Source organism: Rhodococcus globerulus, assembly GCF_019334125.1.
GTDB classification, from domain to species: Bacteria; Actinomycetota; Actinomycetes; order Mycobacteriales; family Mycobacteriaceae; genus Rhodococcus_F; species Rhodococcus_F globerula.
Genome location: NZ_CP079698.1, coordinates 2,875,054 through 2,889,753, shown reverse-complemented (window position 1 = coordinate 2,889,753; position 14,700 = coordinate 2,875,054). Strand labels below are relative to the sequence as shown.

Genomic DNA, 14,700 nt, shown 5'->3' with positions numbered 1-14,700 from the left:
CGATGAGCGAACGCGGAGTGCTACTCGACCTACGGCCGTTGCGCGAAAGCGCGCCGTTCCGGAGAGTTTTCATTGCACGTACCATCTCGATCTTCGGTATCGGGATGCTGATGGTCGGTGTGCCGATCCAGATGTATGCGCTCACGGAATCGTCCTTCATGGTCGGTCTCGTGGCAGCCGTCGAAGGCGGTGCGTCCATCGGCGGCATGGTGGTCGGCGGAATACTTGCCGACAAATACGACCGGAAGACCCTGATTCTGTTTGCGCGCACAGTATCCGGATTGACGTTTGTCGGGTTGGCTCTCAACGCGATGCTCGAGAATCCGTCGACGGTGGCAATCTTTGTGCTTGCCGTTGTCAACGGGCTGATCGGTTCGATCAGTATCGCAGCGCTCTTTGCCGTCATCCCCAGTCTTATCCCCAAGGACCAATTGGTGGGTGTCGGCGCGCTCAACGTGCTCAGTGCGCGGGCGGGCGCCGTGATTTCCCCCGCACTCGGCGGATTGTTGATCGCGGCAACGTCGGTGGCCTGGAACTACTGGGTTGCGGCCGCCGGAACCGTGATCACGATCGTGCTGCTCTCGGGATTGCCGTCCATGATGCCACCCGAGCACGAGCACGGGTCCGAGCACGGCGAACCGCCGATGTCCGTGACGGGCTTCATCTTCGGGCACCGCGTGGTAGGCGGTGTCATGGCAGTTGGTGTGATCGCGATGCTCGGCAGCGGTGTCCTGGTTCTGGTTCCCGGGTTCGTCGACGAACGATTCACGGGTGACTCGCGCGCGGTGGGCATGTTGTACGCGGCCGGCGCCATCGGTGCGGTGCTGGCCACCGTCACCAGCGGTTGGCTTGGCCGCCTTGCACATCCGGGCCGAGTGCTGATGACGGCACTGGTTGCGGCCTTTGCCGTGCAAGCCCTGGTCGGCTTGGCCACAGGACTGGTAGTGGCTGTTCTCCTGCTGGTCGTGGTGGGTGCCGTCACCTCCGTTCAGGAAGTGCTCCGGTATTCGATCATCCAGACCCACACGCCGACAGCACTGCTGGGGCGAGTCAACGGATTGTGGGCGGCACAGGAAGTTGCCGGACTCTCGGTCGGTGCATTGATTGCCGGCGCATTCGGAGCAGCCTTCCTGCCGTCGACGGCTGTTGTCGTTTACAGCCTGACCCTCGGCGGCGTCGCTTTACTGTCGACGGTGGTGCTCGGGTCACTACGGCGAGTAACCGGCGGGACCCCAGATCTGCAAACACCAGACCTTGAAACAGAACTCGAAAAGGAACACCGATGACCACTGCATTCACCCGCGATCGCATCATCTCCGATCTTGCCGAGGTCCTCGATCTCCCCGTTGACGAGCTGACCGAAGACGTGAGCCTGATCGACCTTGGCCTGGATTCGGTGCGGTTGATGTCGTTGGTCGAGCGCTGGCGATTCGAGGGAGCGGCAATCGATTTCGTGGATCTGGCATCGGACCCGCAGGTGGGTGCCTGGCTCGAGGTAATGGGTGCCGAATAGCGGCGAGGTCGACCCAGCGTCCACCACGAGTTCCGTGACCGGCGGCCGCCGGATAGTTCGGCGGGCGGTATATCTCGCCGGAGCGGCCGCCGTCGGTGTGGCAGCGCTGGGCGTGATTGTGTTCTATGTCGGGCCTGAGTCCAACACGCTGATCATCGCGTCGTCGTTTGTTCCGCTGATGCTCGGTGTCGGTCTGTTGGGTCTGTTCGTACTGGCAGCAACACGATCCTGGCGGACTCTCGCCGTTGGGGTTGCAGTTGTGTTGGCGGGGGCGTTCACCCAGGCGCCGCTGTTTGTCTCGAACACGCCGGACACGGTTGCCGGAGAGGGAATCCGGGTGATGCAGGCAAATATCCGCCTGGGCGAGGCCGATCCGGATGCGTTGGTGGATCAGGTTCGCTCGCACTCGATCGACGTACTCACCATTCAGGAACTGACGGACTCAGCGGTGCAGCAGTTGGACACGCATGGTCTGGCTGCATTGCTGCCGTACCGGTTCGTCGAGCCGAAGGACGGCGGCGGTGGTACCGGAATCTACAGTCGGTTCCCGCTCACGGAGCAGGAGTCGTTGGGCCGCTTCGCGATGTCCAATCTCGTGGCAACAGCGGATATCGGTGACGGCCGCAGCGTGACGGTGGCCTCGGTGCACCCGATGCCGCCTTATCCGTCCCCTGCCTGGATGTGGGCGTCGGAGATGGGCAAGTTGAACGGATTGCTGCACGAGCAGGCGGCCGACGGCAAGCCGATGATTGTTGGCGGCGACTTCAATTCGACATACTCGCACAGCCGTTTTCGTGCGATCCTGACGGACGGTTTTACCGATGCCGCAGAGCAGACGGGCGCGGGGTTTGTGATGACTTTCCCCGCCGACACGTGGTATCCGGCGTTGATCGGGATCGACCACATCGTGACGAACAGGGCGACAGTGACGCACTTCGAGCGGATCGAGATCGAGGGTTCGGATCACCATGGTCTGGTGGCGACGGTGACACCCCATTTTGACGGAACCTAGGTTATCCTAACTTTCTGTTGGTGTTTTCTATCGAGAGACCTGAGTGATCGGTGAACCGTAACCCTGCCGGTGTGAGTGTGGTTGTGCCGGTGTATCGGTGCTTGCCGTACGTGGAGAATTGCCTTCGTTCGGTGCTCGAGCAGACTCGTCCGATTACGCAGATCGTTCTGGTGGACGATCGCGGTGGGGACGAGTCCATGGCACGCGCGGAGTCCTATCTACGTTCGCGCGGAGTCGATTTCACCTCCGTGGTTCACGAGCGCAACGAGGGATTGGGGCGCGCTCGCAATTCCGGACTGGGTGCTGTGACCGAAGATCTCGTCTGGTTTCTCGACAGCGACGACGAGGCGGCACCCGATTTTGTCGAACGACTCGAGTCGGCATTGATCACTGCATCGGCCGACTTCGCCTGCACCAGAACAACTCGCGTCGACGAATCCGGTACGGCAATCCAGATCGACGAGGCGCCGTTCGACGCGATGGTGGTGTCTGGCAGAGAGTTTGCGCGACGCCTCATTCTCGGGGACGCAAAAGCCTACGCATGCACCAAACTCTTCCGCCGCGAGTTACTGGGGGAGCGCCCATGGGACGAGGGGCAGGGGTACGAGGACATGGCGCCCGTGTTGCGAATGTCGTTGGCTGCCGAGCGAGTTGCCCTGGTTGAGGAGCCGTTGTACCGGTATCTCTACCGTGAGGGCTCGATCAGTACCTCACTCACCCCGCGTACGCTTGACTTGTTCAAAGTCGAACGCGACATCGACAGTGCACTGGGCGACCATTCTCTGAGCACACAGTGGGGCAACGAAATACGTGCCTTCCGCTACCGCGAGGTGCTGACGTCCGTGGCTCACGTGGCCATGCGCGCCCGCCACGCGTCGCCGACGCGGCCCGAACTCTACGACGAAGCGATTACCCGTGTGCGTCGGTCGATTTCGACGGACGACGTGATTCCGTTGGTACGCACCGGTCACCGCCGCGAGGCTGTGTTCGCGGTGATGGTGAAGTACACCCCAGGCCTGTACTCCGCGATTCTGAGGCACCGATGAGGGCACCGATGAGCGCACCGCTGGTCACCGTCCTGATCCCCGCCTACAATGCCGGGCCCTACCTGCGCGAGGCGCTGGATTCGGTTCTTACACAGGATTTCCGTGACTTCGAACTACTCGTGATCGACGACGGGTCCACCGACAACACTGGCGCGGTGCTCGCGTCGGTGTCCGATCCGCGACTGCGAGTGGTGCGCCAAGACAACACCGGACTGGTCGGTGCTCTGAACCGAGGTCTCGCGGAAGCGCGGGGGCAGTTCCTGGCGCGGATGGACGCCGACGACAGGATGGGTGTCGGCCGGTTGTCCGCCCAATTGGCAGTGTTGACGGCTGATCCGTCGATAGTGTCGTGCGGTACCGATTACGAACTGTTCGGGGCAATGTCGGGCAGGGTTCGGATGCCGCGTTCGGATGCGGCCTGCCGGCAGAGGTTGTTGCTCGGCAGTTGTCACTGCGGCGCATCGGTCATGATCCGCAAGCCCATCCTGGACCGCAGTGGTCTCGAGTTCCGGACGGAGTTCGCTCACGCGGAGGACTACCGGATGTTCGCGGAACTCTCGGAGTTCGGTCGTCTCGCTAACGTGGCGATGATCGGATACGAGTACCGGATCTACCCCCACCAGGTCAGTGCCGTGCACGGGTCGCAGCAGCGGATTGCGCACCAGCGGATCGCTCGCGAGTACGCGGAGTCGATTGGCGTCCGGCCGCTTTCGGACGAGGCGCTGACTGCGCTGCTGTGGCCGCAGGTACCGGCGGGGCCGTTGCCCGTGGCGGCGGTGCGGGCGTTGGCGGACATCGCGCGCCCGGCTGCCTCTGTGGTGATACGACGCCCGGGCGTCGAGACCATCCGGTTCACCGGACGAAAAATAGTCGAGACGCTCGCGAAAGTGCGAGCAGCGCACTAGGTTCTTGCAGAATCCAGCACGTCAGGTTCCGGAATATCGAGGTCCTGAATGTTGAGGTGACGGGGGTCGGATTTCGCGACCACCGGGGTGGCCGAGAAGTCGACGACCGCACGGCGCAGTGGCACCGCGATCACTGCTATGGCGACCAACTGAGCACTCAGCGTTGCCAGTCCGGCCCCGATCAGGCCCAGCCGGGGAATCAAGACCAGTGCCAGCGACACCGTGGTGACGACGATGACGCACTGGACCGCCAACATGAGCCGGAGTCGTCGCAAGATCTGGGAGAGAAGGAAATAGACCACGACAACAGCTCCGGCTATCGAATCGAGCGCCATCACGAGGACGAGTGTTGTTGCCGCGTGGAAGTAGTCGGGACTGATCACGTACAAAACCAGTGGTCCACCGATCGCCAGCCCCGCAGCAGATACCGCGGTCACCACCGCGAGCATTCGCAACAACCGCCTCAGCAGGGCTTTACGGTCGGCATCGGGCGACGAGGCTTCGACGATGAACGACGAACCGACTCCGCTACGGAGTAATCCCACTGCCGAGCACATGGTCCAGGCCACGTTGAAATAGGCGTTCTGTTCGGCGCCCAACTGCGACACCACGATCAGTGGCAGCACAAGGGGCGTCACCGTGAGCACAAGCGTCATCGTGAAGAAGACGCCCTGGAATGCCCACAGTTCTCGCACCGGTGGCAGGTCTGGCGCGATTGCCTTCCGGCCACGCACACCGGTACGCAGAATGTGAACCAGCGCAACCGCGGTGACGCCAAACGCCAGCACACCCCAAGACCCGGTGAGGGCCAGAGTAGATCCCGTGCCCGCCAGTGCAACGATCGGAACGATCTTGAGTACCGACAGTGCAATGTTCTTGGCCGCAACACTCTTCGCCAGCCGCAGACCCGTCAGGATCGGGTCGGTCAGAGCGTAGATCGCCAGTGTCATCACCAACATCGGGAAGGCGACGCGCTCGGTCGTGTTGGTGAAGAGGCGTTCGTTGGTCGGATTGACCAGCAGGAAACCGCAACCGAGAAGAACGGCCACGGTGGCTGTCAGTGCCAGCCCGCCCAGGACCAGACGCGTCGAGGCGCGTCCGGCGACGGGAAGGAAACGTTGGTATGCACCGCCGAGCGACAGGCAGGACACCGATGCGAGCATGGTTGCCGTGCTGATGACCGCCGACGCGCGACCGACTTCTGCCGTGCTGAAGAAGCGTTCTGCCACTGCCCAATACACGAGGCCGAGTGCACCTGTTGCCACGGACGAGAGCATCAGCGCCGCGGCATTGGACTCGAGTCCAGCGCTCAGGCGACGGGTCGGCAAGCGGCTCATGGGAGATAATCCGAGTTCACGGCAAAAGCGTCGATCAGTGCCATCGAGGTCGTGTCGACCTTGCGGGCGAACAGTGCCCGTGACGCACGCAGTGTCGGTTCGTCGTCGATTCCGAGTACCCGCGGGCTCAGCGCAGTTCGATCAGACCAGTCGATGTGATGAAGCGCATGAACCGGGTCGGCGATGAACTTGTCGACGTCGGCGCACTGCTCCACGTCCTGAACGATCCGACGCGCGTGCGGCGCGGCTTTGAGGATCGAATGGAAAACTATCTCGTCGGAACACAGTGTGTGCCGATGGAAGTCGAGCCATCGCGGATGTTCCGCGATGAATCCGGTGACCTGATCCACTGCGCCGGCGGTCAGTGCCCACCACGTTGATCCCTGGTACAGCTCGATAGTCGGATCCACCTTCCGCGGAATGCGCCCGGACAGTCGCGCGCGAAGCGGGGACCTGTCGTCCGGAAAGTGTCGACGGTCCACCAGATGGGCGCGCTGCGCACCGGGGCCGGTCAGTCGCCAGTCAACTCGGATGAACTCGGTGGAACTCTGCCAGGCCGCCAGCACTTCCTCGATCGGCGCGATCATCAGATCGGAACCCGATAGCAAGGCGTACCGCTGATACTCGTTGCGGGAGGATCGCGCGTGCTCGATCAATCGAAGAATCACGTGCACGACGCTCAGCCCGCCCCAGTTCACGGAGCGACGGTCGCGCAGATAGGTCACCCCGTCACTTTCCGGCACCACGGCCTCGAACGATGCGAGATCGGCTTTGGCGTCGATGTGGACATAGACGTCGATAGACGGGTGGCGCAGTGAATCAACGAGTGCGGCAAAGACTTCTGGCTGGTGATGCGCGATGACCAGAACTGCGGCCCGGAAGCTCACTTCAGCGCCTCGCGCACGAGTGCGGCAGTGTGCGCGACATACGGCGGCCGGAGCATGCCGACATGATCGCCGGACACACGCTCCACCGAAACAACGTGGGGTGCAACTCGAGTCCACCACGCGGGGTCATCCGGGTTGTCTTCTGCCATGACAACCGATACTGCGCCTTCCCACGGCTGCAATCGGTGCATGAGCGCGACGCGTCGACCCAGATCGTGGAATAGATCCCACTGCGTCTGCGCCGGGTACTGCCACAGTCCCGCCGTGAGTAACATGGCGCGAGTCTTCCACAGCGTGCGACGATCGGTGGGAGCAGGTTCGGACAAAGGGATCGACTGTTCACCCGAATCCGGCTCACTGCGAGACAGATCGAGAATTCCCGAACCCAGTGGTCCACTCAGGATCGTGTCGAGGCAGATCACCGCGTTGACGGTTTCGCCCTCGGCTTCGAGTAGACGCGCGACATCCATTGCGATCACACCACCGAGTGAGTGACCGACAAAGGTGTACGGGCCGTGCGGTTGTACCTGGCGGATCTCGCGCAGGTAGCGCTTCGCTGCTGAGCGCACCGTCCAATCGGGGAATCCGCGGCCTTCGAGTCCGTGGGCCTGGAGACCGTGCACCGTCCATTGAGGTCCGAGTTCCCTTGCCAGTGGCAGCAACGCCAGCGCGGTGGAACCTGCTCCGGCAAAGGCGAATAACGGGTCCCCGGTGCCGCCGGTCTGCAACGGCACCAGCACACGGGTGCGCAGCGTCGTACCTGTAGCGGCCTGCTCGAGATGTGCGGAAAACTGGTGCAGGGTGGGGAAGTTGGCCAACGTTGCCGACGACAGTTCGGCGCCGAACTTCTGGCCGGCACGGGTGAGCATCTGCTGAGTCTGCAGGGAATCGCCCCCGAGAGAGACGAAGTCGTCGTCACGGCCGATCTGCTCGATCCCGAGGATCTCGGACCACAGTGCTGCCAGTTCGGACTCGACACCCACGGCGGGGGGAATTACGGCGGGCCTGGGGGAGGGCGCTGGAAGAGCGCCGCGGTCCACCTTGCCGCGTTCGTTGCGCGGTAGCGCCGGAAGCAGCATCAGATTGGCAGGAATCATCCAGTCAGGCAGAGTCTTTCGAAGATCTCGTCGCAAGTCTGCCGCAGACGGCGCGCGTGTAGCGGGATCTACGGCAACGTATCCGACCAGCACGGCGCCTGAGGCTGTTTGCCGAGCCAGCACAACGGCATCTTCGACAGAAGGTAGGCGTCGCAGCGCCGACTCCACTTCCGACGGCTCAACCAGGTAGCCGCGCACCTTGACAGCGTCGTCGCTCCGGCCGACCAAGTGCAGCAGTCCGTGCTGGTCGAATCGGCCCAGATCGCCCATCCGGAATGATCGTGTGCCATCTGCTGCCCGGCCGAACTTCGTGATCTCTGCCGTAGCGGTGCCGTCTTGCTCGACAAAATAACCTTCGGAAAGATAGGGCGATTCGACGACGATTTCGCCGACCTCACCCGGCGCCACATCGGCGCCGTCTGGGCCGAGCAGCCGCACCACTTTGTTGGCGGCCACTACGCCGACAGGAAGTACCCGGTCGGGAACGTCGCGGCCAGGGGGGAATTCGTTGAACGCGAGATTGCCGGTCTCGGAGGAACCCGACAGATTGCAGTACGACGCAGTCGGACTGAGCAAGGTGCGGAGCCTGGTCACGTCGTCGCCGTGCACTGCCTCACCGCACGTGGTGACCAAGCGGAGACCGGTCAGTGTGGCGGTGCCGGCGCACACCTTCATGACTGCGCGCAGCAGTGAGGGGGTGGCGTGCAGCGTGGTCAGCATGTGGCTCGAAATCCACTGCGGGACTTCCTCGATACCTACTTCGCGGGGATCGAGAAAATGCAGTTCGCCACCGTTGAGTAGTGCGCTGAACACGACGTCGAGTCCGCCGCCGAAGCTGATCGGCAACGCCATTCCCAGCCGATCGCCCGAACCGATGCCGAGCGTGGCGTGAAAATCCGCCGCCTGGTTGAGCCACAGTCGGTGGCCCTGGCGGACTGCCTTCGGTGTACCGGTGGAACCGGATGTGAAAAGTAGTACTGCGCAGTCGCTCTCGCTGACAGCGGGCAGTGGCTCTTCGGGATGTCGGGGCAATGCAGCCAACTCGGCCGGGGAAATGCGAGCAGCACCCGAGCGCGTGAGAATGTTGTGGCGCCGATCCTCGGGCAGTTGCGAGTCGAGCAGCACCAGCGGATGTCCCGAGAGAAGCACGGAGACAAGCGCGACGACGCAGTCGAGGCTGCAGGTGGTGTCGAGCGCAACGGGGCGTCGATCGCTACCGAGATGACCCACCAAGGCCCGAGCGTGGGCATCTGCGAGCGAGTTGAGCTCCCGATAGCTCAGACTGCTACCGCGGCAGACCACCGCGATGTTGTCGGGCAGTGCAGTCGCAACGGATTCGAACCGTTCCCGCACCGAGGACCACGGCACCGGGAACGGTTCGTGTCCACGAGGAGCGCGGAAAGACTCGAATGTCGAAATCTCAGACACCGGCAGTTGCTCCGAACGCAGCTGTCACGCCGAGCCTGGGGAAAAGCAGTTCGGCCGTGATTTCGGCCTCGCGGATCAGTGGCCACCCGGACAGGATCCAGATGTCGATGCCCACACTCTCGCTCATCTCGAGCATGCGCGCGGCCACGTTGTCGGCACTGCCCACGAGGTAATTGCCGGTTCCCTTACCCGCGACGTCGAATGGTGGTTCGGCGCCGGACCACGTGGTCAGTCCGGCAGCCATGTTCGGGGCAAACTCAAGTTCCGATCGGGTGGGCAGGCGGCCGGCTCGCAGAGCGTCGATCCGGGCCTGCACCTGTGCGTTGTCGGAGGTGAGTTCCGCCAACGGCGGGAACCCGAAGCTGGTCAGATTGCGGTCTGCGGTGCTGAGCACCGATTCCGGTGAGGTCTGGGACAGCTGCCATTCGAACCGCTCCCAGGCCTCCTCTTCCGTTTCCCGGACGATGACGCTGGCCAATACTCCGAACTTCAGTTCGCGGCCCTTGTCGGATGCTGCTGCCCTGACCTTCGTGAACAGCGTCGACATCGCTTCAGCCGGGCTCATGAACATGAGGTAGGCGTCGAGAACCTCTGCCGCGTGCGAGATTCCGGCAGGGGAGGCCCCGGTACCCCAGACCGGAACCCCGTCAGGCTGACGGGGTCCGGCGATGGCCGGCTTGTATCGCGGACCGAGCTCGAAGTGCTCACCCGAGAACGCCTGCGCCTCATCGAGATAGAGCCGCTTGAACAGCGGCCAGTACTCCTCGGACACGCCGTAGCGTTCGTCCTTGGAGTGAAATCGTCCGTACCGCGCCAACACCGGATCGGCTCCGTTGACCTGGTTGTAGATCAACCGGCCGCCGGAGTACTGATCGAAGACCTGTGCCTCCTCGGCAAGCAGCGCCGGCGGTTTGACTCCGGGATACTCGGGTACGACAAAGCGCAGCCGTTCGGTATCTGCGACAAGCGAAATCGGCTCGCGGGCCGTTGTCAACGCGCCGTAGTAGCCGAGTCGGTCGAGAGTGCGCGCCTGCTCACGCAGAGCGGAAAACGACGGCTCGAACCGGTGCCGCGGATCCCACGGGACCTCTCCGTCGTTAGCTCCGATGTACCAGAGGATCTCGGGAACGGACATCTTTCCTAGCGCTCGTCGCAGAATTCGGTGATCGGCAGGCCGACGTGGCGCGCCTCGGTGGGAACGTAGCCGAGCAGCTTGTCGCCCGGTTCCAGTTCGGTGACGTTGTTGACGCTGCCACCGGGTCCGAGCAGGCGCACGTGCCAATCGTCCTGCGCAATGACGTTGACGTTCTTGCCGTTCGGGGCAACTGCGGTGATCGAGATCAGCGGGCGCTTCTCGATCTTGACGCGGCCGATGCGTACTTCGCGAACACTGCCGTCGGAGCGGACTGCGAGGATCGGCTGGCCGGCCTGAAGTTCGCTCACGTAGCGCGTGCGGTTGTCCGGAGCGAGGACGTAGGAGTGCACCGCGCCGGCGTTCCAGCGGAAGGGACGCGTCGGCATGTACGGCAGCGGGTGGGTCTCGCTGCAGGAGAGGAACATTCCGGTGGAGAACGAACCGATCAGGCAGCCCTCGTCCTTCTCGAGCAACGAGCAGGTGTCGATGCAGGCACGATCGCCCATGCCGATGTGCTCGACCTTCGTGACGACAAGCTCGGAGAGCTCCATCGACTCGATCTGGTGATCGACGATGCGCGCGATGCGGACGACGTCGTCGGCGCTACGAGGTGCGAGCAGGAGTCCGTCGGAGCCGTGTTCGAGGACCAGCTTCACGATTTCGGCGTCTTCGACGTCGGTAACCGTGGTGACCGTGCGTCCGCCGGAGTTCTCGGCTGCGGCGATGACGATCTCGAGGGGGATCTTGGTCGGGTCGGTGAACGTGAGGAGCGTCCACGGCACCTCACGGACAACCTCGCACGCCAGCTGCAGGGTCGGTGCGTCGGAAACGACAACGTGGACGCCGCAGTCAGGGGTGTGGCCGATGTTGGGGGACAACGCGTCCGCGCGGTCGGCGACCACGACGAGGTCAACTCCGTCGTACGGGAAGTCCTCTGCCAGTGGAGCGTCGACGCTCAGGATGCGGCGCACGGTGGGGGGAAGGCCGTCGAAGGTCTCGATCTTGTCCGAGAGGATGCCGTCGATGCGATGGTGCAATGCGGCTTGCACAATTGCCGGCAGCAAGCTCTGCTCGACCGAACGGACGTCGAGCCAGGCGAAGTGGCCTTCGCGGCTGATCGGTGTCCGTCGACTGTCCGTGCCGGCCCCCGTCGCCGGGAGGATCTGGTCGGTGACGATAGTGCTGTCCATAGTTGGACACGTTCCCTTCGTTGGTTGAACAAGCGCGCGTGCGTGCGAGGTGGTGAAAACTGAAGATCAGGCAATCTCGAGTTCGGACCGGGATGCCGATTCCTGTGGGGAGTGCATCATCCGGGCCAGTGCAGAGGCCACCGCGTACGGATTGCGTGCCTCGAATACATTACGGCCGAAGCTCAACCCGGCAACACCTGAGCTCAGTATTTCGGCGCCGAGCGCGAGTGCGTGCGCGTCGACGTCTTCGAGGGGCGGGCCGCCCGCGACGCAGATGGGCAGCGGGCAGGACTCGGCAACCTCACGCATGGATTCGGGGGTGCCGCTGTAGTCGAGCTTGACCAGGTCTGCACCGAGATCGGTAGCGATAGCCGCCAGGTGCTTCAGTTCCGCCGCGTCCGACGGGAGATCACCACGTAGGGGACCGCGCGCATACATCATGGCCAGCAAGGGAACTCCGAGTGTTTCGCATTCGTGGGAGACCTTGCCGAAATCCTGGAGTTGCTCGCGTTCGGTGGACGATCCGATATTGACGTGCACGCTGACCGCGTCGGCACCGATGCGTAGCGCGTCCTCGACGCCGCCGACAAGAACCTTCGAGTCGAGGTCCATGCTTCGGGTCGTTCCCGCTGAGAGATGGACTATCAATCCCATGCGCGCGAAGTGGGCAGGGTCGACGTGTTTGGCGCGGCCGCGATGGAGAACTACGGCATTGGTTCCGGCCTGCGCAAGAGTGTGGACCAACGAGTTCGCGTGGTCGGCCATGCCGAGTGGACCGACGGTGACCGAATGATCCAGCGGGACGACGAGAGTGCGCCCGGTAGCGTAGTCGCTGATCCGGGAGAGTCGGATGGACTTACCGCCCGAGGACTGCGACTTCGCATAGTTGGGTGATGTGAACACCGAGGTTCTCCAATCGGGCATCGAACGTGCGGCTGACGTTCTCGAGTGCCTCCGCAATATTAGGGTAGGCTACACAAATGGATTTCATCGGGGTAGAGGCAGTACTGCGATCTACACCACAAACACCGTCGGTAGCACCGCAAATGCGTCATATGCGCCGCGACGCCGACGTGATGTCGAGTGCGGAAATGCACTCGTATCTCCGCAGGGTCGCATTGCCCGACGATAGCCTGACGAGTCCCGTCGACGCGTCCTTGTTGCGACGCATCGCCGACGCTCAGTTGTCCCGAATCCCGTTCGAGAATCTCGACATTCACCGCAAACGCCCGGTCGAGGTCTCGGTAGCTGCGATCGAGGAGAAGCTGCTCCGGCGTGAGCGAGGTGGAATCTGCTACGAACTCAACGGCCTGCTCGCCCGCGCTCTCCGCACCGTCGGATTCGACGCACAGTTGGTCGGCGCAGCCGTCGTCACTCCGAACGGGCCGGGGCTTCCACTAGGCCACGTCGCAATCGTTGTCGGCTTCGCAGGCGAGACGTGGCTAGTCGACGTCGGGTTCGGCGGCGACGCGATAGTGCACCAGGTCGACGCCGGCGCAGTCGCCGGATGGGACGTGCGCTTTCCTTCCGGCGCGTCGTACCTGACGGACGCGACCACGAGGCCACTCGCAGATTTCGCGGCAATGGCGTGGTGGCACAGCACCTCCCCGCTGGCCCGCTTCACCAGCGGAATCGTGTGCTCCCTGACCGAGGGCAGTGTGCGAAAGACACTCTCCTGCAGGCCTGACGAGCAGTACCAGCTAGCCGTTACGGACGGGGCGCTACGCAGCGCCCGCGACCTGGACGGCGACGAAGCACTTGCCGTACTGGCCGCGGAGTTCGGCATCCGGTTGCCCGAACTTCCGCGACCGGCTCGATTCTGAAATACCTGATCCGGTAACTGCCGTTATGCCGGATACTGCTGTTATGCCGGATACTGCCAGGGACTGGGGAATGGCAGGCCCAGGTAGACCTCGCCCAGTGCGGACTGCTCGTGCTCCGACTCCACCCACCTGGTCAGGCGAGCGCGTCGCAGCTGCCAATCCAATGGATCTGCGGACAGCGAGTGCAGTGTTTCGGTAAGCATTGCGGAGAAGTGCTGTGCCTTCCAGATACGTGGAAGGCAGGTGCTCGAGTATGCGTCGAGGTGCTCACTGCCGCCGGTCAGGTAAAACGCACCGAGTGCATAGGACAGCGTGACTGCGTCGGACACTGCAAGATTGAGACCCTTTGCGCCGGTGGGAGGAACAATGTGGGCGGCGTCGCCGAGTAGGAAAAGCCTTCCGTGTTGCATGGTTTCGCACACGTACGAGCGCAACGGGGCCAGTGATTTGTCGAAGATCTCGCCGCGCTCGAGTACCGGGAAATCGTCACTGGCGCTGCGGAGTGTCAGCTCGTCCCAGATGCGTTCGTCAGACCAGTCGCCCAGGTCGGTGTCCGCGGGAACCTGCAGGTACTGGCGGGTGATGTTCGGCCCGCGCATGCTGTGCACCGAGATGCCGTTCTCATGCGCGCAGTACATGCCCTCGGGGGTGGTGGGGGTGGTGTGCGCCAGGATGCCCAGCCACGCAACGGGATAGGTCCTCTCGAACTCTCGGACCGAGTCTGCGGGAAGGTGTGCGCGGCTCACCCCGTGGAATCCGTCGCAGCCGGCGACGAAGTCCGCGGTGATCTCGAGCAGTCCCTCTGGTGTCTGGACCTGCAGGCGGGCGCCGTCGGTGGTGGTGTCGATCGAACGTACCGAGGCCTCGAAGAGTAGAGGCTCGCCGCCCCCGACCCGGTCCGCAACGAGGTCGGCAACCAGCTTCTGCTGCGGATAGACGGTGGCGTGGCCGCCGACGAGCCTGGTGAAGTCGAGATGATGTGTGGTTCGGTCGAACCGAACATAGAACCCGTTGTGCACCATGCCTTCGCGAGTGATTCCGTCACCCACGCCGATTTCGTGCATGAGATCGACGGTGGGTTGCTCGAGGATTCCCGCTCGGGTTCGTGTCTCGATGTATGTGCGGTCGTGACGTTCGAGGACGATGGAGGAAATACCCTGTCGGTGAAGCAGAGCGGCGAGAGTCAGTCCGGCGGGTCCGGCACCGATGATCGCAACCTGAGTGTGCACGTGTAAGTTCCTTTGTTTGTCTTCGAGCGTATTCGTTGTTGCAATACCGGATCACCCGCACCTCGGCCACTGGATATTATGTGACTGTCGACACACAA

At 63.1% G+C, this 14,700-nt stretch carries 13 protein-coding genes; 6 read left to right on the top strand and 7 right to left on the bottom strand.

What is annotated here, in order from left to right:
* Positions 1–2: 2 nt before the first annotated feature.
* The 5 genes from entS to KYT97_RS13050 all read left to right on the top strand — a co-directional run bounded on the left by entS (position 3) and on the right by KYT97_RS13050 (position 4,476).
* Positions 3–1,286: an enterobactin transporter EntS gene (gene entS / locus KYT97_RS13070; protein ID WP_219112482.1), complete on the top strand. Its 1,284-nt coding sequence runs from the start codon at positions 3–5 to the stop codon at positions 1,284–1,286.
* Entirely contained in the window at positions 1,283–1,513 is a 231-nt protein-coding gene (locus tag KYT97_RS13065) for a phosphopantetheine-binding protein (RefSeq protein WP_095886977.1), read from the top strand. The genes entS and KYT97_RS13065 overlap by 4 nt, the downstream gene beginning before the upstream one ends.
* Positions 1,503–2,525: an endonuclease/exonuclease/phosphatase family protein gene (locus tag KYT97_RS13060; protein ID WP_245006109.1), complete on the top strand. Its 1,023-nt coding sequence runs from the start codon at positions 1,503–1,505 to the stop codon at positions 2,523–2,525. Before KYT97_RS13065 ends, KYT97_RS13060 begins: the two co-directional genes overlap by 11 nt.
* Before the next feature lie 71 nt (positions 2,526–2,596).
* Positions 2,597–3,571, top strand: coding sequence for a glycosyltransferase family 2 protein (locus tag KYT97_RS13055; RefSeq protein ID WP_245006108.1), 975 nt, complete (start codon positions 2,597–2,599; stop codon positions 3,569–3,571).
* Positions 3,572–3,579: 8 nt separating this feature from the next.
* Positions 3,580–4,476: a glycosyltransferase family 2 protein gene (locus KYT97_RS13050; protein ID WP_219112478.1), complete on the top strand. Its 897-nt coding sequence runs from the start codon at positions 3,580–3,582 to the stop codon at positions 4,474–4,476.
* Here the strand turns inward: KYT97_RS13050 and KYT97_RS13045 are convergent.
* From KYT97_RS13045 to KYT97_RS13020, 6 genes are all read right to left on the bottom strand, one after another.
* The gene (locus tag KYT97_RS13045) at positions 4,473–5,813 is read right to left on the bottom strand and encodes a lipopolysaccharide biosynthesis protein (protein ID WP_045064520.1); all 1,341 of its coding nucleotides are present in this window, start codon (positions 5,811–5,813) and stop codon (positions 4,473–4,475) included. The genes KYT97_RS13050 and KYT97_RS13045 overlap by 4 nt on opposite strands.
* Complete coding sequence (locus KYT97_RS13040) at positions 5,810–6,700, bottom strand: beta-1,6-N-acetylglucosaminyltransferase (protein WP_219112476.1); 891 nt, start codon at positions 6,698–6,700, stop codon at positions 5,810–5,812. Before KYT97_RS13040 ends, KYT97_RS13045 begins: the two co-directional genes overlap by 4 nt.
* On the bottom strand, positions 6,697–9,225 hold the full coding sequence (locus KYT97_RS13035) for a non-ribosomal peptide synthetase (RefSeq protein WP_219112474.1): 2,529 nt from the start codon (positions 9,223–9,225) through the stop codon (positions 6,697–6,699). Before KYT97_RS13035 ends, KYT97_RS13040 begins: the two co-directional genes overlap by 4 nt.
* Positions 9,218–10,360, bottom strand: coding sequence for an LLM class flavin-dependent oxidoreductase (locus tag KYT97_RS13030; protein WP_092803006.1), 1,143 nt, complete (start codon positions 10,358–10,360; stop codon positions 9,218–9,220). The genes KYT97_RS13035 and KYT97_RS13030 overlap by 8 nt, the downstream gene beginning before the upstream one ends.
* A gap of 5 nt (positions 10,361–10,365) precedes the next feature.
* Positions 10,366–11,550, bottom strand: a complete 1,185-nt coding sequence (locus tag KYT97_RS13025; protein ID WP_219112472.1) for a 3-dehydroquinate synthase II family protein — start codon at positions 11,548–11,550, stop codon at positions 10,366–10,368.
* Positions 11,551–11,616: 66 nt separating this feature from the next.
* Entirely contained in the window at positions 11,617–12,453 is an 837-nt protein-coding gene (locus tag KYT97_RS13020) for a 2-amino-3,7-dideoxy-D-threo-hept-6-ulosonate synthase (RefSeq protein WP_033231827.1), read from the bottom strand.
* A 77-nt stretch (positions 12,454–12,530) separates the two neighbouring features.
* Between KYT97_RS13020 and KYT97_RS13015 the strand changes: the two genes are divergently transcribed.
* Positions 12,531–13,373: an arylamine N-acetyltransferase family protein gene (locus KYT97_RS13015; protein ID WP_141485015.1), complete on the top strand. Its 843-nt coding sequence runs from the start codon at positions 12,531–12,533 to the stop codon at positions 13,371–13,373.
* 41 nt (positions 13,374–13,414) lie between these two features.
* Here the strand turns inward: KYT97_RS13015 and KYT97_RS13010 are convergent, their stop codons facing one another.
* Positions 13,415–14,602 carry a 4-hydroxybenzoate 3-monooxygenase gene (locus KYT97_RS13010; RefSeq protein WP_033231640.1) on the bottom strand — a complete coding sequence of 396 codons (1,188 nt, stop codon included), beginning with the start codon at positions 14,600–14,602 and terminating at the stop codon, positions 13,415–13,417.
* Between the last annotated feature and the right edge of the window lie 98 nt (positions 14,603–14,700).